Source organism: Pyxidicoccus sp. M6 (assembly GCF_055568925.1).
In genome coordinates this window covers 7,705,418-7,722,555 of the sequence record NZ_CM145714.1, presented here as the reverse complement: position 1 = coordinate 7,722,555, position 17,138 = coordinate 7,705,418, and the positions used below count along the sequence as shown (strand labels likewise).

At 70.2% G+C, this 17,138-nt stretch carries 17 protein-coding genes; 11 read left to right on the top strand and 6 right to left on the bottom strand.

Features of this window, described 5'->3' with window-relative positions:
* Together ACVTJA_RS30375 and ACVTJA_RS30370 are read right to left on the bottom strand one after the other, a co-directional pair.
* Complete coding sequence (locus ACVTJA_RS30375) at positions 1-837, bottom strand: ABC-2 transporter permease (protein WP_465825001.1); 837 nt, start codon at positions 835-837, stop codon at positions 1-3.
* Positions 834-1,760: an ABC transporter ATP-binding protein gene (locus ACVTJA_RS30370; protein ID WP_465824998.1), complete on the bottom strand. Its 927-nt coding sequence runs from the start codon at positions 1,758-1,760 to the stop codon at positions 834-836. The genes ACVTJA_RS30375 and ACVTJA_RS30370 overlap by 4 nt, the downstream gene beginning before the upstream one ends.
* 268 nt (positions 1,761-2,028) lie before the next feature.
* Between ACVTJA_RS30370 and ACVTJA_RS30365 the strand changes: the two genes are divergently transcribed.
* The 7 genes from ACVTJA_RS30365 (at position 2,029) to ACVTJA_RS30335 (ending at position 8,399) form a co-directional block, all read left to right on the top strand.
* Positions 2,029-2,238: a hypothetical protein gene (locus tag ACVTJA_RS30365; protein WP_465824997.1), complete on the top strand. Its 210-nt coding sequence runs from the start codon at positions 2,029-2,031 to the stop codon at positions 2,236-2,238.
* Between the two features lie 64 nt (positions 2,239-2,302).
* Entirely contained in the window at positions 2,303-3,271 is a 969-nt protein-coding gene (gene hemB / locus ACVTJA_RS30360) for a porphobilinogen synthase (protein ID WP_465824995.1), read from the top strand.
* A gap of 74 nt (positions 3,272-3,345) precedes the next feature.
* The gene (locus tag ACVTJA_RS30355) at positions 3,346-3,855 is read left to right on the top strand and encodes a hypothetical protein (protein ID WP_465824992.1); all 510 of its coding nucleotides are present in this window, start codon (positions 3,346-3,348) and stop codon (positions 3,853-3,855) included.
* Positions 3,852-4,496, top strand: coding sequence for an RDD family protein (locus ACVTJA_RS30350; RefSeq protein WP_465824990.1), 645 nt, complete (start codon positions 3,852-3,854; stop codon positions 4,494-4,496). Before ACVTJA_RS30355 ends, ACVTJA_RS30350 begins: the two co-directional genes overlap by 4 nt.
* Positions 4,481-6,679 carry a D-alanine--D-alanine ligase family protein gene (locus ACVTJA_RS30345; protein WP_465824988.1) on the top strand — a complete coding sequence of 733 codons (2,199 nt, stop codon included), beginning with the start codon at positions 4,481-4,483 and terminating at the stop codon, positions 6,677-6,679. The genes ACVTJA_RS30350 and ACVTJA_RS30345 overlap by 16 nt, the downstream gene beginning before the upstream one ends.
* A 184-nt stretch (positions 6,680-6,863) precedes the next feature.
* The gene (locus tag ACVTJA_RS30340) at positions 6,864-8,237 is read left to right on the top strand and encodes a DmpA family aminopeptidase (protein WP_465824986.1); all 1,374 of its coding nucleotides are present in this window, start codon (positions 6,864-6,866) and stop codon (positions 8,235-8,237) included.
* A 45-nt stretch (positions 8,238-8,282) separates the two neighbouring features.
* Positions 8,283-8,399 carry an aminopeptidase gene (locus ACVTJA_RS30335; protein WP_169350912.1) on the top strand — a complete coding sequence of 39 codons (117 nt, stop codon included), beginning with the start codon at positions 8,283-8,285 and terminating at the stop codon, positions 8,397-8,399.
* 30 nt (positions 8,400-8,429) lie between these two features.
* Here the strand turns inward: ACVTJA_RS30335 and ACVTJA_RS30330 are convergent, their stop codons facing one another.
* Positions 8,430-8,909: a hypothetical protein gene (locus ACVTJA_RS30330; RefSeq protein WP_465824984.1), complete on the bottom strand. Its 480-nt coding sequence runs from the start codon at positions 8,907-8,909 to the stop codon at positions 8,430-8,432.
* Positions 8,910-9,017: 108 nt separating this feature from the next.
* On the opposite strand from ACVTJA_RS30330, the gene ACVTJA_RS30325 reads away from it, so the two are divergent.
* From ACVTJA_RS30325 to ACVTJA_RS30310, 4 genes are all read left to right on the top strand, one after another.
* On the top strand, positions 9,018-10,184 hold the full coding sequence (locus ACVTJA_RS30325; RefSeq protein WP_465824982.1) for an AI-2E family transporter: 1,167 nt from the start codon (positions 9,018-9,020) through the stop codon (positions 10,182-10,184).
* Positions 10,185-10,278: 94 nt separating this feature from the next.
* A complete protein-coding gene (locus tag ACVTJA_RS30320) occupies positions 10,279-11,421 on the top strand; it encodes a hypothetical protein (protein WP_465824979.1) in 1,143 nt (380 codons plus the stop codon).
* Positions 11,422-11,531: 110 nt separating this feature from the next.
* A complete protein-coding gene (locus ACVTJA_RS30315) occupies positions 11,532-12,596 on the top strand; it encodes a hypothetical protein (RefSeq protein WP_465824977.1) in 1,065 nt (354 codons plus the stop codon).
* 33 nt (positions 12,597-12,629) lie between these two features.
* Positions 12,630-13,139 carry a hypothetical protein gene (locus tag ACVTJA_RS30310; RefSeq protein WP_465824974.1) on the top strand — a complete coding sequence of 170 codons (510 nt, stop codon included), beginning with the start codon at positions 12,630-12,632 and terminating at the stop codon, positions 13,137-13,139.
* 9 nt (positions 13,140-13,148) lie between these two features.
* Here ACVTJA_RS30310 and ACVTJA_RS30305 read toward each other — a convergent pair whose 3' ends face one another.
* Genes ACVTJA_RS30305 through gcvA form a run of 3 tightly spaced genes read right to left on the bottom strand, consistent with a single transcriptional unit; the run spans position 13,149 to position 17,084 of the window.
* Complete coding sequence (locus ACVTJA_RS30305; protein ID WP_465824971.1) at positions 13,149-15,809, bottom strand: ADOP family duplicated permease; 2,661 nt, start codon at positions 15,807-15,809, stop codon at positions 13,149-13,151.
* A gap of 8 nt (positions 15,810-15,817) precedes the next feature.
* Positions 15,818-16,150, bottom strand: a complete 333-nt coding sequence (locus tag ACVTJA_RS30300) for a PadR family transcriptional regulator (protein ID WP_465824968.1) — start codon at positions 16,148-16,150, stop codon at positions 15,818-15,820.
* Positions 16,151-16,199: 49 nt separating this feature from the next.
* On the bottom strand, positions 16,200-17,084 hold the full coding sequence (gene gcvA, locus ACVTJA_RS30295; RefSeq protein WP_465824966.1) for a transcriptional regulator GcvA: 885 nt from the start codon (positions 17,082-17,084) through the stop codon (positions 16,200-16,202).
* Between the last annotated feature and the right edge of the window lie 54 nt (positions 17,085-17,138).

Here is a 17,138-nt window from a genome sequence, read left to right as displayed (position 1 = left end):
TCAGTAGTCCTTTCCCTCGAAGCGCCAGAACCCCACGGCCAGCGCGCCCAGCCCGAACACCAGCACTCCCGTGAGCATCGCCCCCAGGGAGTGGACCTCCAGCGGCGTGGACGCGGCGATGTCTCCCGCGGCCTGCGCCAGCGACGACAGGCGCGGCAGCATCAGCGTCACGCCCTCGAAGATGCGCCGGCTGAGGCCGTCCTCGAAGGCCGAGGCAATCTGCTGCCGGAACCCCGCGATGATGCCGCCGATGAGGAACAGGAACCCCGACGCCGCGCTCAGCGCCGCGCTGCGCACCAGCGTCGCCGTCGTCAGCATCACCGCGTACACCGCCGCGAAGCCCACGCACGCCATGAGCCCCGCAATCAGCGGCCCCGCCGTCCAGTACCCCGCCTTCACACCGAAGATGAGCACCAGCCCCGTGGTGCCATACAGCGTCCCGCCCAGCGCCAGCGCCATGACGCCCAGGAACGTCCCGGCCAGCAGGTGCCAGCGCTGAATCGGCAGCGCGAGCAGGTGCTCGATTCGCCCCGGCGACATCAGCGACGGCGCGAAGTCCGAGCACGCGACGATGCCGAACAGGATGCCGCCGTAGAACACGATGAACGCCGCCGCCGTGTACACGGGCCGCAGCGCCACGTCGACGGAGCGGATGCTGGCGCGAATCTCCTCGCCGAACAGCCGCGACGCCGCCAGCGCCCCATCCACCACGTCCAGCCGCAGGCTCAGCGCCACCACCGACAGCACCAGCGTGATGCCCACGACGAAGGCGAGGATGAACTTGCGCGACATCGCCTCGCGCAGCACGTACCCCGCGATTCCCAACACCGGATTCATGCCGCCACCCCCATCGCACCCGGGGCCACCGTCCCCAGCAGCACGGACTCCAAATCAGTCCCGTCCCTCCGCAATTCGACGAGCAGCGCCCCCGCCGCGCGCGCCCGGTCCAACGCCGCGTTGAGCGCCGCCGGGTCCTCCGCGTCCACGTGAAAGACCCCCTCCGCGTTGCCTCGTGAGAAGCCCGCGGGCGCCAGCGCCGCCGCGTCCACGCCGGGCGCGAAGCGCACCATCCACCGGGCTCCGCCGCGCGCCAGGTCCTCCAGCCGGCCCTCGCGCACCACGCGACCGTCCGCGAGGATGGCCACGCGGTTGCACACGCGCTCCGTCTCCGCCAGCAGGTGCGAGTTGAGGAAGAGGGTGGTGCCCTTACGCACCTCCTCCAGGAGAATCCGGCGCACCTCCAGGCGGCCCATGGGGTCGATGCCGTCCGTGGGCTCGTCGAGAATCAGCAGGGCCGGGGCGCCCACCAGCGCGGCCGCCAGGCCGAGCCGCTGCCGCATGCCCTTGGAGTACCCGCCAATCTTCCGGCCCGCCGCGTCCGTCAGGCCCACGCGCTCCAGCAGGCGCGCATTCTCCTGCGCATCCGACTTCAGGCCCTTCAAGCGTCGGACGGTGGACAGGAAGGCCGTCGCCGTCCATGCGCCCGGCAGGTGCAGCCGCTCAGGCAGGTAGCCGATGCGCGCGCGGATGCGCGGGTCCTCCGGCGAGCCGCCCAACACGCGCACCGTGCCCGCGGTGGGCTGGACGATGCCGAGGATGCTCTTGATGAACGTCGTCTTGCCCGCGCCGTTGGGGCCGATGAGCCCGAAGGCGCTCCCCTCGGGCACCGTCAAATCCATGCCCTTGAGGGCATCGTTCCCCGTCCTGCGGAAGGCGCGGCGGTACGTCTTTCGCAGGCCCCTCACTTCGATGGCTGGCACGCTGGCTGTCACGGTCACGACTGTAGACGAGCGGGCCCGGCGGCGATTGCCTCGCCACCTCCGGCGCAGGGCGTGCGGCCGGGGGAGCACCCGTGCCTTCCTCCGCGACGGCACCTTCGCGCACCTGAGAAACGGGTTTCGCACCCTTTCCGTCTCTGCCGCGCCGCGACACCTCGTCGTTCCGCGAGCTTGGCGCAGTTGGAGCTCCATGGTCCGACCCGTGCAGACGTAGCGGGCAGTTTCCACACCCCCAAGGAGGAAGAGGCACATGGCGTCCGAGAACCGCGTCGAGCAGCAGCTTCAGGAGGCCCGTCGTGAGCTGGAGGCGGCGGAGCAGGGGCTGAAGGCGGGCACCGAGGCTGCGCGCGTCCGCTATGCCCGGGCGCTGCACGAGGCGGACATCGCGGAGCGCCGCGCCACGCGGTACGCGCGGGAGCAGGCACGCCATCAGCAGAGCTGGCGGCTCGTCGCAGGCTGAGCAGCCGGGCAGGGGTACGGAAACGATGAATGCCGGACGCCGCCGGTTTATACCGGCGACCGTCATGGCCTTTCCCATCCACCGTCCCCGTCGCCTCCGTCGTAACCCCGTCCTGCGAGACATGGTGCGCGAGACGCGCCTGTCCCCGGGCGACTTCATCTATCCGCTCTTCGTCGTGGAAGGCCGGGACGTGCGCCGCCCCATCGCCTCCATGCCGGGCATCTTCAACCTGTCCCTCGAGCACGCCGTCGCCGAGGCGAAGCAGGCGAAGTCCCTGGGCGTCCCGTCCGTCATCCTCTTCGGCATCCCGAACCACAAGGACGCGCAGGGCACCCAGGCGTATGCGAAGGACGGCATCGTCCAGCGCGCCATCCGTGAAATCAAGGCGGCCGAGCCGGACCTCCAGGTCATCGCCGACGTGTGCCTGTGCGAGTACACGGACCACGGCCACTGCGGCATCCTGGAGGAGGGACACGTCGTCAACGACGCCACGCTGCCGCTGCTGGCCCAGATGGCCGTCACCTGCGCCCAGGCCGGCGCGGACATCATCGCCCCCTCGGACATGATGGACGGGCGCGTGGCCGCCATCCGCCGCGCGCTGGACGAGGTCCGCCTCGTGGACGTGCCCATCCTCGCCTACGCGGCCAAGTACGCCTCCGGCTTCTATGGCCCCTTCCGCGAGGCCGCCCAGAGCACGCCGAAGACGGGCGACCGCCGCGGCTACCAGATGGACCCCGGCAACGTGCGCGAGGCCCTGAAGGAAGTGGCCCTCGACGTGGAAGAGGGCGCGGACCTCATCATGGTCAAGCCCGCGCTGGCCTACCTGGACATCATCCGCGCCGTGAAGGAGCGCTTCGAGCTCCCCGTGGTCAGCTACAACGTCTCCGGCGAGTACTCCATGCTCAAGGCCGCCGGGCAGAACGGGTGGATTGACTACGAGCGGGTGATGCTGGAGACGCTGACGTCCATCAAGCGCGCGGGCTCGGACCTCATCATCACCTACCACGCCCTGGAGGCCGCGAAGCTCCTGTAGGCGACAACCGGACGCATGTCGCGCGGCGAGGACTTGATCCTCACCGCGCATTGCGTCCAAATGAACCGCGCAAGATGCCCACCAAGAAGAAGCGTCCCGCACGCAAGTCCGAGAAGCCCCCGCCCCAACGTCGGCGGAGGGCCGGCCAGCGCCCCGGGAGCGGACGCTCCGCGGTGATTCGCGCGCCCGGGCCGTTGCAGTACAAAGTGGTGGAGCTGTCCACGGTGGACGAGGGCACGCTGGAGCGCACCCTCAACGAGTGGACGGGCAAGGGTTGGAACCTGGACGGCGTGCAGTTCGCCATGCGTGAGGCCTCCAAGCGGCCGGCCATGGCCTTCGTCTTCTTCACCCGCGAGGGTGCCCCCGCCCGGCATGACGAGGACGCCGCGCGCGAGCGCCTCTTGCGCATGTCCGAGACGGGCAGCCCCACGGCGGCGCTCGCGGCGGGACAGGCGCGGGAGCACGCCGAGTGGTCCGCGCCGCCATTCCACCCATTGAGTGCGCACGAGCGCCTGGCCCGGCTTGCGGGCCTCGACGAGCCCGAGCCCCACGAGGAGGGACTCACCTTGGAGCCCGAGGAGTGAGTACCGAGCGCGAACGCGTCTTCATGACGGGAGGCCGCGGGGGAAGCCGGGTGCTGCGTGTCGTCCCCGACGACGCGGCGGAGCCCGGCTCGCCGTACCCGAAGGCGTCTCTCGTCCTGCGCCTGGGCGCCCGCGTGGTGGACGTCGCGGTGGCCTGGGGCCTGTACGTGGTGTGCGGCGGCGCCGGCATGGTGGTGGCGCTGCTCTTCCTGCTGCTGGCGGACGGCATGATTCAGGGCCAGAGCGTGGGCAAGCGCATCTTCGGCGTGAAGGTGATGCACCTGCCGACGCGCTCGGCGGCGCGCCACCGCGACAGCACGCTGCGCAACGCGCCGCTCGCGCTCATCGTCCTCCTGGGGATGATGCCCGCGCCGCTGGGCTTCGTGGCCATGGTGGGCGGGCTGCTCGTCATCGGCGGCGTCGAGGCGTGGCGCGTGGTGAGAGACCCGCTCGGCTGGCGGCTCGGTGACACCTGGGCCCAGACGCAGGTGGTGGACGGGAAGGTTGTCGCGGGCGCAACCGTTGCAGCCCGCACGCCGGTGGCTCATCAGCGAGCACCGGGGAGAATCATGTCCGCGGCGAAGGTGCGCCGCGGTCGCTCGTTCAAGAAGAGAAAGGGGCAACCGTGCGCATCGCGCTGACCCACAACCTCAGGCTGTCTGATTCGGAAGAAGAAGCGGAGTTCGACACCCAGGAGACGGTCAACGCACTGGCCGCGGCGATTGAGCGCCTCGGTCACCGTCTGGAGCGCTTCGAGGTCAGCGGTCCCGCGTCGCGCACGGTGGCGCGGCTGGAGGCCTACAGCCCGGACCTCATCTTCAACACCGCGGAGGGGCGCCGTGGCCGCTTCCGCGAGGCCTTCTACCCGGCGCTCTTCGACGAGCTCGGCTTCCCGTACACGGGCTCGGACGCGTACGCGCTGGCGCTGACGCTGGACAAGCAGCTCACCAAGCTCGTCCTCACCAAGCAGGGCATCCGCACCCCGGGCTGGCAGTACGTGGAGAAGCTCAGCGAGCTGACCGCGGAGAACCTGCGCTTCCCCGTCATCGTGAAGCCCAACTTCGAGGGCTCCTCGAAGGGCATCACCCAGGACTCCATCGCGGAGACGCTGGACGAGGTGCGCACCAAGGTGGCCGCCGCGCTGGAGAAGTACCCCGCCGGCGTGCTGGTGGAGGAGTACATCACCGGCCGCGACCTGACGGTGCCGTTCCTGGCCGCCGTGGACAACGACTACGACGGCGTGCTCACGCCGGTGGAGTACGTGGTGGACCCGGCCGTTACCGCGGGCCGCAAGTACGCCATCTACGACTACGAGCTGAAGACGAAGCGGGAGAGCGCTGTCAGCGTGCGCGCGCCCGCGCAGATTCCGGCCCGCACGGCGGAAGACGTCCGGAAGATGGCGCAGAAGATCTTCCAGGCGCTCGACACCCGCGACCTCGGCCGCATCGACTTCCGCCTCAGCGACGCGGGCGTGCCGTACTTCCTCGAAATCAACGCGCTGCCCAGCCTGGAGCCGGGCGCGGGCATCTACGCCTCGGCGGAGCTGGACGGCCTGCACTTCGACGGCGTCATCAACTCCATCATCCAGAGCGCGGCGAAGCGGAACAAAATCAAGGACTCCGCGCGGCGCCAGGGCAAGCCGGCGCGCAAGACGGGCCCGCTTCGCGTGGGCTTCACCTACAACGTCAAGCGCGTGAAGCCCACGGCCACGAACGAGTCGGTGGAGGACAGCGAGGCCGAGTACGACTCGCCCAACACGCTGCAGGCCATCCGCGAGGCCATTGCGTCCTGGGGCCACGAGGTCATCGACCTGGAGGCCACCCCGGAGCTGCCCACGGTGCTGGCCAGCACGCCGCTGGACGTGGTGTTCAACATCGCGGAGGGCTTCAAGGGCCGCAACCGCGAGAGCCAGGTCCCGGCCCTGCTGGAGCTGCTGGACATCCCGTACACGGGCTCGGACCCGGCGACGCTGTCCATCGCCCTGGACAAGGCGCTGGCGAAGAAGATCGTCCGTCAGGCCGGCATCCTCACGCCCAACTTCCAGCTCATGGCCACGGGCAAGGAGCGCCTCAACAAGGAGTTCACCAGCTTCCCGCTCATCGTGAAGCCGGTGGCGGAGGGCAGCTCCAAGGGCGTCGTCACCAAGAGCGTCTGCCACAGCGAGGCGGAGCTGCGCGAGGTGGTGCGCGAGATTGCCGGCAAGTACCAGCAGCCCGCGCTCATCGAGGAGTACATCGGCGGGCGCGAGTTCACCGTGGGCCTCCTGGGCGAGCGCCGCCCGCGCGTGTTGCCGCCGATGGAGATCGTCTTCCTCGACAAGGAGGAGAAGAACCCCGTCTACAGCTTCCAGCACAAGCTCGACTGGACGGACCGCATCCGGTACGACGCGCCCGCGAAGCTGGAGCCCGCGTTGCTGGAGAAGCTGCGCACGGCGGCGCGCAGCTCGTTCATGGCGCTGGGGTGCCGCGACGTCGCGCGCATCGACTTCCGCATGGACGACAAGGGCCGCATCTACTTCATCGAGTGCAACCCGCTGCCGGGCCTGACGCCGGGCTGGAGCGACCTGGTGCTCATCGCGCAGGGCGCTGGCATGGACTACCGGACGCTCATCGGTGAAATCATGGCCCCCGCCATCCGCCGCTACAAGGAGCGCGAGGCGAGGCGCGCGGCCACCGAGACGCCCTCGACGGTGCTGCGCAAGGGCGCGGAAGAGCAGGGCGCCACGCAGACGTCGGCCGCGTCGAGCCCGGTGTCCAGCTCCAACGGTGGCAACGGCTCGTCCTCGCACGGTGAGCCGCCCACGCGCATGGAAGCCAAGGCCTGACGCCCACGCGCTCCGGCTGAAGGACCTCGCGCCCCGTCCCGTGTCCGCCTTCCTGGCGGCGGGCCGGGGCGTCGTCTTTTCGCCCGCCCACCTGACGGGCCGGGGCCGCATGCGTGGACGCCCCCCGGCGTGGCATGCGCGGAGTGGTTGACGGTGGGAGGGGGTCGGTTACTGTCCGCCGTCTATGGTGCACATTCCCGAGGAAAACGGCCCTCGCGTGCGCGCGCGCGACCTGGGCCTCCCGCTGGGGCGCTTCAAGCCCGGGAAGTTCAATGCCATCACCGACGTGGACGGCGTCCTCGTCGGCCACAGCACCATCATCAAGGGCGAGGGCCCGCTGCGGCCCGGCCATGGCCCGGTGCGCACCGGCGTGACGGCCATCCTCCCCAACAACGGCAACATCTTCATGGAGCGCATGACGGGCGGCGGCTTCGTGCTCAACGGCGCGGGCGAAGTCTCCGGCATGACGCAGCTCATGGAGTGGGGCCTGATTGAGACGCCCATCCTCCTCACCAACACCATGGCGGTGGGCGCGGTGTCGGACGGCGTGGCCCGCTACATGGTGGAGCGCAACCCGGGCATCGGCGACGAGCACGACGTCATCATCCCCGTGGTGGGCGAGTGCGACGACTCGTGGCTCAACGACATCTCCGGCCGCCACGTGCGGGAGGAGCACGTCTTCGAGGCCATCCGCAACTGCGCCAGCGGCCCCGTCGCCGAGGGCAACGTGGGCGGCGGCACCGGCATGCTGACGTGCGACTTCAAGGGCGGCATCGGCACGTCGTCGCGGAAGCTGCCGGAGGTGCTCGGCGGCTACACGCTGGGCGTGTTGGTGATGTCCAACTTCGGGAAGATGCACAACCTGCGCGTGGGCGGCCTACCCGTGGGCGAGGTGCTGGCCGAGAAGTTCAAGGACACCCCCAAGCGCGGCCACACCTACGGCAGCATCATCGCCGTGGTGGCCACGGACGCGCCGCTGCTGAGCCATCAAATCAACCGCCTGTGCAAGCGCGTGGCGCTGGGCATCGGCCGGGTGGGTAGCTACGCGGCGCACGGCTCGGGCGAAATCGTGGTCGGCTTCTCCACCGCGAACATCATTCCCCGGCGCACGCAGAAGATGGTCTACAAGCTGAAGATCCTCCTGGATCAGCGGCTGGACCCCCTCTACGAGGCGGTGATGGAGGCCACCGAGGAGGCCATCCTCAACGCCATGTGCATGGCCACGTCCATGACGGGGGTGAATGGCAACCACAGCCCGGCGCTGCCCCTGGACGAGGTCCGCCGGGCCCTGGACGCCTTCAAGCCCATTTTCGCCTCGGTGAAGAAGCGCCCCCAGCAGACCAGCGCCCCCGCGTCCCGCGAGCGGCCGAGCGACGAGGACCGGGAGGGGGAGGTGACGGTGTCGTCCGCCCGACCCACCCAGGTGAGAGGGGCGGAGGGCATTCCATTCCCCACCCGTCCGGCCCCGGACGATTCTCCGGAGTCCCCTTCAGAGACCCCTTCGGAGACCCCTCCAGAGGGTTCCTCTTCCGGGAGCCCATCCGGTTCTGATAGTTAAGCGCGTCTTTTTTCACGGCTCCGTTCCGGAGCGCAGGAGTCACAGATGGCCCGCAGCAAGAGCAAGCACCGTCGCGTGCAGATGAAGATCAAGCAGGCCTGGAAGAAGCGGGCCAAGAAGCAGAAGGCCGAGGCGAAGGCCGCCGGCGAGAAGAAGAAGTAACCAGCCTCCGTGCTCGAGCGGCCCGAGGTGCTACTCCCGGGTCGCCGAGAACGGGCTGACGATGTTGCAGCGCTGGGGTCCGTTCGTCCCGGCGCGCATGAAGTTGCCGGTGTAGGTCCCCGCCAGCGAGGCCGTTCCGCCATCCTCTACCGGGGGCGTGAAGAAGCCCGTCAGGCTCAAGCTGCTGCTGCTGCCCCCGTCCGGGGTGCCCGCGGCGCTCCCCGCCAGGTTGAAGGTCCCCTGGGCCGACACCGTGCCCTGTAGGGGCACCCCCACCAGCGAGCCCGTGAGCGCATCCCCCGTACGGGCGATGTCCAGCGGCTGGCCCCGGGGCAGGTCCACGCCCATCTGTGTGCACTCGGCGGGCGCGCCCGCGTCCCCGAAGCCCATCCGGTAGCGGCCCTCGATGGCCGGGCAGTCCGTGCAGGGGGAGGTCCCGTTCCCGCAGGCGGAAGCCCCGAGGGACAGCACGGCGGTGAGCAGCGCAGGCATGAAACGTCCAGAAGTCATGGTTGATCCTCGGCGGGGTGTGAAGCCGGACTTCCCGGTGGGAAGCGCGGTTCCTAGCTTGGGGAGGGGTTGGTGGGGCCCGCGGGGGCGGGCGGGGTGGGGTGGGCGGTGGGTGATACTCGGCGCTGGTCGAACTATGTATTCGCGGGGCTCTTTGCCCTGGCTTTGATTCTCTTCTCTCGGATTCTTCTTCCGTTTCTCATGCCGGTGTTGCTGGGCGGCTTCCTGGTCGTCCTCTTCATGCCGGTGCAGGACTACCTGAGCCAGAAGCTGCGGGGCCGCAAGTCGCTGGCGGCCGGGTTGTCCACCCTCAGCGTGTTCCTGCTCATCCTCGCGCCGCTGGCGCTGGTGGGATGGATGGTGGCGCGCGAGCTGCTCCAGTTCGTGGGGCAGGCGCAGGACCTGCTGGAGCAGGTGGACCTGCGTCACCAGTTCGTCTCCACGCTGCCCCGGGGGCTGAGCCGCCACATCCACTTCGACCCGGAGAGCGCGGAGGCGGAGCGCGCGCTGATGACGGCGGTGACGGGCGGCGCGGCGCTGCTTGGTGACGTGGTGAGCGCGGGCGCGGAGCTGGTCGTCAACATGTTCCTGATGACCGTGGCCATGTACTACTTCTTCCTCGACGGCCGCCGGCTGGTGTCCGAGGTGATGCGCCTCGTCCCGCTGGACAAGCGCTACTTCGAGGCCTTCGCGCGCGAGTTCACGGACGTCGCGTACGCCATCATCTACGGCAACACGGTGACGGCGCTCATCCAGGGCGCGGTGGGCTTCGTGGGGCTGCTCATCGCCGGGGTGCCGCACGCGGGCGTGTGGGGCGCGGCCATGGTGCTGGTGGCGCTGGTGCCGGTGGGCGGCACGGCGCTGGTGTGGGGGCCTATTGGCGTGGTGCTCATCGCGGTGAATCGGGTGACGGAGGGCGTGTTCCTCCTGGCGTGGGGCACCTTCCTGGTGGGCAGCATCGACAACGTCATCCGCCCGAAGCTGTGCGGGGCGCGCATGGCGCTGCACCCGCTGCTCGTCTTCCTGTCGATGTTTGGCGGGCTGGCGGTGTTCGGGATGATGGGGCTGCTGGTGGGGCCGCTCATCGCCTCCATCTTCATGGCCATGGTGCGCATCTACCGGCGTGACTTCCTCGGCATCGGCCGCGCGGAGCACCTCGCGGCCACGCAGGCGGCAGCGGACTCGTCTCCGTCCCTGTCGCCGGAAGCGGTGGAGCCCGTGGCAGTGTCGGTGGATGGGCCGGCCCTGGGCACTCCGGCGACGGTGAACGCCTGAGCGGATAGGGGGCTTCTGGCCCCCATGCCTGGCGCGTGGACCTTGGGCTTGGAGCCTGGACATCGCATTCGGGGTGGGTGAACCTCGCCCCGGAATGATGAACACCGAACACGCGATGGTCCGCTGGGGCATGGTGTTCGCCCTGGCAGTGGTGCTGGCCTCTCCGTCGGCGCAGGCCTCCGTCATCGAGCGGGAGGAGTCGGCGCCCCCGGCCTCGCGGCCTCACGTGGAGGGCTCGGCCACGGCCGGGGCGGATGCGCCGAAGAATCCGCCAGCCCTGGCCCAGGCGCCTGGTTCCCGCGCTCCGGTGAAGACGATGGCGGCGGGCCCTGAGTCGCGCGCCACGACGGCCCCGTTCCTGGAGGTGGTGCTGGACACGGGCTCCGGCGGCACGGTGGGCGACGAGCTGGTGCGCCCGCCGCTGGCGCGGCTCTTCCTCGGAGGCACGACGACGTGGCGCAAGTACTGCGCGCGCCCCGGCGTGAAGTCCTGCGCCGAGTTCGACCGGAAGGCGGAGGGAAGTCAGCTCGGCGACACGGTGGATTACTCGTCATCGGTGCCGTACCTCGGCATCTCCGCGGAGCTGGAGTTGCTGCCGCTGGCGCGCAAGGAGTCGGCGGTGCGCGGCCTGGGCGCGGTGCTGGGCTACCGGCGTGGGTATGCGTCCACTGACGTGACGCTGGTGGGGGATGCGGGGCAGTCGGTGACGCGCGAGGTGACGGCCACCGATTCGGTGCTCACCGCGCAGGCGATGTACCGCTACTACTTCGGCATGGGGCAGTCGAAGCAGCTGCTCGGCTACGCGGGGCTGCGCGCGGGTCTGCTCACGCACTCGTTCGACGTGGACGAGTCCGCGGAGAGCCCGCTCCCGGGCACGCACCGGCTGTTCCCCGCGGTGGGCCTGGAGTTCTCCGTGCCGCTCCTGCGCGCGGTGCGGCTGGAGGGCGCGGGGCAGCTCTTCATCGGCCCGAAGCCGGGCGAGGGCTTCGACGACGAGGGCGGCGCGCTGGGCCTGGAGGTCAGCGACTACGGCACGAAGGTGTCCAGCACCGGCTGGCAGGCGGAAGTGGGCGTGGCGGGTGAGGTCTGGGGCCCGTTCGGCTACTCCGTCCGCTTCAGCCTGTCGCGCTTCCAGGACACCTTCACCGGCGCCGGCACCCGCACCGGCTGGCAGGCCGGCGGCGTGGCTGAGGAGACGTACTCCAGCCTCCACTGGGGCGTCACCGCGTCGTATTGACAAAGCTGGCACTTGCTCCAGTGGCCGTAAAAAGTCCGCAAACGGCAAAATCGCGTTAGTCAGTTAATCCAGAAATCGAGTAGGGATCCGCCTGAAAGGGAGGGTCCCTCATGCTTTCCGTCCGTCGTCTTCGTGGTGTCCTCGCGCAGGCCTTCGTCCCGGCCGCGCTGATGCTGCTGTCCGCCTGCGGTCCCGAGTCGCTGGAAGGAGACGAGCTGGGCGAGTCCAGTTGGGCCCTCGCGGGTGGCCCGACCTCCACCGCGTTCCGCGCCGCGCTCGCGAAGCGCTGGGCGCCCGTGCACTACCAGGACGTGGACGTGACGGGCTCGCACTCGCTCAGCGGTAGGTCGGACTACCTCACCCGCGTGGACTTCGACGGGGACTGGAGCGGGACGAACAACTGGGACAACACGGGCTCGCGCGCGCTGACGGCGCACGCGTACCAGTCGCTCGTGGAGACGAGCACGCACTGGTACCTCACGTACACCTTCTTCCACCCGCGCGACTGGGCCGACAACATCTTCGACTCCGAGCACGAGAACGACGCCGAGGGCGTGCTGCTCATCGTCGAGCGCAACGGCACCGAGTACGGCACGCTCATCGGCGCGGTGACGGTGGCGCACAAGGACTTCTTCTCGTTCGTGCCGGATGGCAGCCCCATCACCTCGGGCGCGGAGACGGTGGACGGCAAGCTGTCGTACCTGTCCTTCGAGGGCGTGCTGCACCCCATCACCGCGCAGGAGGCGAAGGGCCACGGGCTAAAGGCGTGGCCGGCGTACGACATCGTCGGTGACGGCGTGAAGTACTTCCCCTCGCTGACCACGGCGGAGGAGCCGTCGTCGGCCACGGACTCGGACGTGCGCTACAAGCTGCTGGACATGTACGGCTCGGAAGGGCTGTGGCCGCGCCGCGCGCAGTCCGAGCTCTTCGCGTCCGATGGCACGTTCCGCGGCGACACGGGCGGTGGCTGCGGCTCGGTGGCGGGGCAGTGCACGTCGAACTCGGCGAACTCGCCGTGGGGCTGGGACGATCAGAACGACGGCCCGATTGTCCGCGGCGACCTCGCCTACGACCCGGCGAAGCTCGCGGCGTACTACTTCAGCCCGGCCTCGCGCTTCTCCACGACGTACACGTTCAATCCGTTCAAGGGCATCGGCGACCCGAACCAGCCCTGAGCACGGCGCGCCTCGAGGCCCTAGAGTGCGGGCATGAGCACGCACCCGAGTCCCCAGGAGTTGCGCAGGAAGTGGAAGGCGGCGAACGCGGAGCCGGTGGAGGGTGAGCGCCGGCTCGACGCGTACCGCGAGGTGGCGGAGGCCTGCCCGGCCTTCGTTCCCAACCTGCTGGCCCTGGGCCGGACGTGCCTGCTCCACCGCGAGCAGGCCGCCGAGCCCGAGGCCCGCCTCGACGAGGCCGAGCGTGCCCTGCGCAGCGCGGCGGATGTCTCCGCCGGAGCGCCGGAGCCGCTCATCGAGTTGGGGCGCTTCCTCGCCACCGCGCGCAATGCACCGGAGCACGCGGAGGCTGCGTTCGCCTCCGCTGCAAGCGCGGCATTGTCACTGCTGGAAGACGCGTGGGCGGGATGGATTCACGCGCTGGGGCAACAGGACAAGCTGGATGCTGCAATGGAGGTGGCGGACCAGGCGAGGCGCATCCTCCCGGACTCCGCCGCGATTGGTCGGGCGGTGGAGGAAGCCCAGCGCCGGGCTTCGCGTTGAACCGAAAACTCACTCCCCCCGCAGCGTCACCGCCGGGTCCACGCGCATGGCGCGGCGCGCGGGGATGATGCAGGCCAACAGCGCTACGCCGAGCAGCAGTGCCATGACACCACCGAAGGTGAGCGGGTCATGCGGCGCGACGCCGTAGAGGATGCTGCCCATCACCCGAGCCAGCACCAGCGCTCCGACAACGCCCACCGCGATTCCCGTCCCCGCGAGCCGCATGCCGCTCGTCACCACGAGCCGCAGCACGTCCGCCGGCTTCGCTCCGAGCGCCAGCCGCACGCCCATCTCCCGCTGCCGCTGGCTCACCGTGTACGCCAGCACGCCGTAGATGCCCACCGCCGCGAGCGCGAGCCCCAGCACCGCGAACAACCCCAGCATCACCGACAGCAGGCGAGGGCGCGTCACCGCCTCGCTCGCCACGGCTTCCAGCGTGGTGATGCGGGCGATGGTCTGGTTCGGCTCAATCGACCAGATGGCCTGGCGCGCGGCGGTGGCCATGGGCAGAAGCGCTCCCTTCCCGCGCAGGACCAGATTGGTGAAGGAGCGGGAGAACTGCTGCACGTGGATGTACACGAGCGGAGGTGCCGGCTCCGCCAGACCCGCCTGTCGCACGTCACCCACCACGCCGACGATGGGAAACTCCGAATCACCGAGGCGCACAGTCTTGCCGGCGGCCTCCTCGCCCGGGAAGTAGCGCCGCGCGAACGTCTGGTTCACCACCAACGCCACGGGCCGGTCTGCCGTGTCCGTGGGCTCGTGGACTCGGCCCGCGAGCAGGGGAATGCCCATGGTGCGGAAGTAGTCCGTGCTCACGAACATGCTCATCGCGCGCAGCGAATTTGCCGCGTCGTCGGGATTGCCCGGGCGAGTGAAGGTGATGGGCTCGCCCGTGCTCTCCAGCGGCAGGTGCTTCACGAGGGCGGCGGACTCGACGCCCGGAACGGCGCGGACTCGCTCCAGCACCTCGGCGAAGTAGGGACGAATCTGGTCCATCCGCGAAGCGGGGACGGAGAAGCTCACCACCGCGACGCCCTCCGCCCGGAAGCCCGGGTCCTCCGCCAGCATCCTCGCGAGGCTGCGCGTGGCGAGCCCCGCGCCGGTGGCCAGCACCACCGCGATGGCCACCTCCGCGACGACGAGAATGCCCCGCAGCCGCGCTCCACTCGCACCCACCGTCCCGCGCGCACCCGCCTTCAGCACCGGCTCCAGTCGGGTACCGCTCGCGCGCAGCGCGGGCAGCAGTCCGAACAAGAGGCCCGTGAGCAGCGTGGCACCGGCGGCGAAGGCCAGCACCGCGCCATCCACCCGCACGTCATGCATCCGGGGAAGCTGATGCACCGAGAGGCCGACCAGCGCCTCCGTGCCCCACACCGCCAGCCCCACGCCGAGCGCACCGCCCAGCCCCGCGAGCACCCCGCTCTCCGTGAGCAACTGGCGCACGAGCCGCCCCGGCCCCGCGCCCAGCGCCGCGCGCACCGCCAGCTCCCGCTCGCGCAGCGTGGCACGAGCGAGCTGCAGGTTGGCCACGTTGGCGCAGGCGATGAGCAGCAGCAGCCCCACCGCGCCCAGCACCACCAGCAGGCCCGCGCGCACGTCGCCCGTCACCGCCTCATGCAGGGGAATGGCGGTGATGCCGGCGGCCTGGCCATTGCTGTCCGGATACTGCTCCGCGAGCTGCCGGGAGATGCCTCCCAGCTCCACGCGCGCGGCCTCCAGCGTCACGCCGGGCGCGAGGCGGCCCACCACGTTGAGGAAGCGATTGAAGCGCTGGCGGGGGATGCCGCTCTCCGGGATGTTGGACAACGGCAGCCACACGTCCATCCGCTCGGCGGGGAAGGTGAAGGAGGGCGGCATGATGCCCACCACCGTGTGAGGGACGCCGTCCAGGGTGATGCTGCGGCCGACGAGCGAAGCGTCCGCGCCGAACCGCCGCGTCCAGAAGCCATGGCTGAGCACCACCACCGCGTCCTGGCCCGGCACGTTCTCCTCCGGGAGGATGGCGCGGCCGAGCTGTGGCGCCGCTCCCAGCGTGGAGAAGAAGCCGTCCGTCACGAACGTGGCCTCGAGCTGCTCCGGGTCTCCGAGCCCGCTCAGGTCCACGCCGGACATGTTCTCCACGTGCCACCACGCGCCCAGGCTGGCGAAGCTGTGCTGCCGCGCCTTCCAGTCCTCCAGGTCATTCTGCGAGACGCTGACGCGCGGAAGGTCCTGCTGCGGGCTCGCCTGCCACAGGCGCACGAGCCGCTCCGGAGCGGGGAAGGGGAGCGGCTTGAGCAGCACGCCCCGCACCACGCTGAACAGCGCGGTGGTGGCGCCGATGCCCAGCGCCAGCGTGAGCACCGCGACGAGGGAGAACGCGGGCGCCTTGCGCAGCGTCCGCAGCGCGTACCGCACGTCCTGCACGAGCGCATCCAGGAACAGGCTCCGCTTCATCTCCTTCTCCCTCTCGTGTCCCAGTCGCACGCACTCGGCGCGCACGTGCTCCAGGTCTCCGAACTCGCGCCGGGCCGTCTCGTGTGCCTCGGCGGGGGAGAGGCCCTCGCGCTGGAGCTTCTCCGTGCGCATCTCCAGGTGGAACCGCAGCTCGTCCTCCACGTCCTGCTCCACCGCGCGCGGGCGTACAGTGAGCTTGAGCAGGCGCTTGAAGCCGTCAGGCAGTTGCATGGCGGCCCTCAGGAGGCTTCGAGCACGCGAGACACCGCGGTGGCGTAGCGCGTCCACGTCTGGGCCTGGGCGCGCAGGTGCGCGCGGCCGGCGGAGGTGAGCTTGTAGAACTTCGCGCGGCGGTTGTTCTCGGACAGGCCCCACTCCGCCTCGAGCAGGCCGCGCTTCTCCAGCCGGTGCAGCGCGGGGTAGAGCGCGCCTTCCTCCACCTTCAGCACCTGGCCGCTGCGCTCGCCGATGGACTCCGCCACCGCGTAGCCGTGCCGCGGTCCCCACGACAGGCTCTTCAGGATGAGCACGTCCAGCGTGCCCTGCACCAGCTCCAGCGACGCGTCCGCCATGTCCCCGGCTCTCCCCTCAACGTTTTAGGGGAGCGTGTCCCAGGCTCCCCTAAGGTGTCAAGGGGAGGGCCCCCGCCTCGGCGAGCAGCCAGGCTTTGAATGCGGCCACGTCGCCACGGCCTGACAGGGGACGCGGGTGGACGAGCCAGTAGCTGAAGTCGTTGGGCATCGCCTTCGCGAAGGGCTGCACGAGACGGCCGGCCTTCAGGTCCTCGGACGCGAGGAACAGCCGCCCCAGGGCCACGCCTTCGCCCTGGCGCGCGGCCTGGAGCACGAGGCTGGCGTCGTTGAACGCGGGGCCCGACTCGGCGTCCACGCCTTCGACGCCCGCGAAGTCCAGCCACCGGCGCCAGCCATCCTTCGGCGTGTCGTGGAGGATGCGGACCTTCTTCAAGTCGCCGGGCGAGCGGAGCTTCTTCGCGAGCGCGGGCGTGCACACGGGGCTGAGCGCCTCCCGCGCAAGCTGCTCCGCCTTGAGCCCCGTCCAGCGGCCCAGGCCGGAGCGGATGCCCATGTCGAAGCGGTCATCAAGGAAGTCCCACAGCTCGGCGGAGCTGTGGAGGTGGAGCTCGATGTCCGGGTGTTGCGCGCGGAAGCGCTCCAGCCGGGGCAGCAGCCAGCACGAGGCAAAGGCGGGCAGCACCGTGATTCGCAGCGGGCCCTGCGCGCGCTCGTACAGACGCGCGGTGGCCTCGGACATGCGGTCGAATGCGGGCGTCAGCTCGCGGAGGTACGCGGCGCCCTTCGCGGTGAGGCGCAGCTCATGGCCGCGGCGCTCGAACAGCGAGACGCCGAGCCAGTCCTCGAGCTGGCGCACCTGATGGCTGATGGCGGCCTGCGTAACGCACAGTTCGGCGGCGGCGCGGGTGAAGCTCAGGTGCCTCGCTCCGGCTTCGAAGGCGCGGAGGGCGCCGAGCGGGGGAATGCGGCGCATGCTCGATGAACTCCCTTTATCGAGCGCGCGAGGATAGCTCGCTGGGGACTCGCC

Bases quoted from the DNA above. Each gene is read 5' to 3' on its own strand.
- ACVTJA_RS30375 (WP_465825001.1), bottom strand. From the start codon at position 837: ATGAATCCGGTGTTGGGAATCGCGGGGTACGTGCTGCGCGAGGCGATG.
- ACVTJA_RS30365 (WP_465824997.1), top strand. From the start codon at position 2,029: ATGGCGTCCGAGAACCGCGTCGAGCAGCAGCTTCAGGAGGCCCGTCGT.
- hemB (WP_465824995.1), top strand. From the start codon at position 2,303: ATGGCCTTTCCCATCCACCGTCCCCGTCGCCTCCGTCGTAACCCCGTC.
- ACVTJA_RS30355 (WP_465824992.1), top strand. From the start codon at position 3,346: ATGCCCACCAAGAAGAAGCGTCCCGCACGCAAGTCCGAGAAGCCCCCG.
- ACVTJA_RS30340 (WP_465824986.1), top strand. From the start codon at position 6,864: ATGGTGCACATTCCCGAGGAAAACGGCCCTCGCGTGCGCGCGCGCGAC.
- ACVTJA_RS30335 (WP_169350912.1), top strand. From the start codon at position 8,283: ATGGCCCGCAGCAAGAGCAAGCACCGTCGCGTGCAGATGAAGATCAAG.
- ACVTJA_RS30330 (WP_465824984.1), bottom strand. From the start codon at position 8,909: ATGACTTCTGGACGTTTCATGCCTGCGCTGCTCACCGCCGTGCTGTCC.
- ACVTJA_RS30320 (WP_465824979.1), top strand. From the start codon at position 10,279: ATGATGAACACCGAACACGCGATGGTCCGCTGGGGCATGGTGTTCGCC.
- ACVTJA_RS30315 (WP_465824977.1), top strand. From the start codon at position 11,532: ATGCTTTCCGTCCGTCGTCTTCGTGGTGTCCTCGCGCAGGCCTTCGTC.
- ACVTJA_RS30310 (WP_465824974.1), top strand. From the start codon at position 12,630: ATGAGCACGCACCCGAGTCCCCAGGAGTTGCGCAGGAAGTGGAAGGCG.
- ACVTJA_RS30305 (WP_465824971.1), bottom strand. From the start codon at position 15,809: ATGCAACTGCCTGACGGCTTCAAGCGCCTGCTCAAGCTCACTGTACGC.
- ACVTJA_RS30300 (WP_465824968.1), bottom strand. From the start codon at position 16,150: ATGGCGGACGCGTCGCTGGAGCTGGTGCAGGGCACGCTGGACGTGCTC.
- gcvA (WP_465824966.1), bottom strand. From the start codon at position 17,084: ATGCGCCGCATTCCCCCGCTCGGCGCCCTCCGCGCCTTCGAAGCCGGA.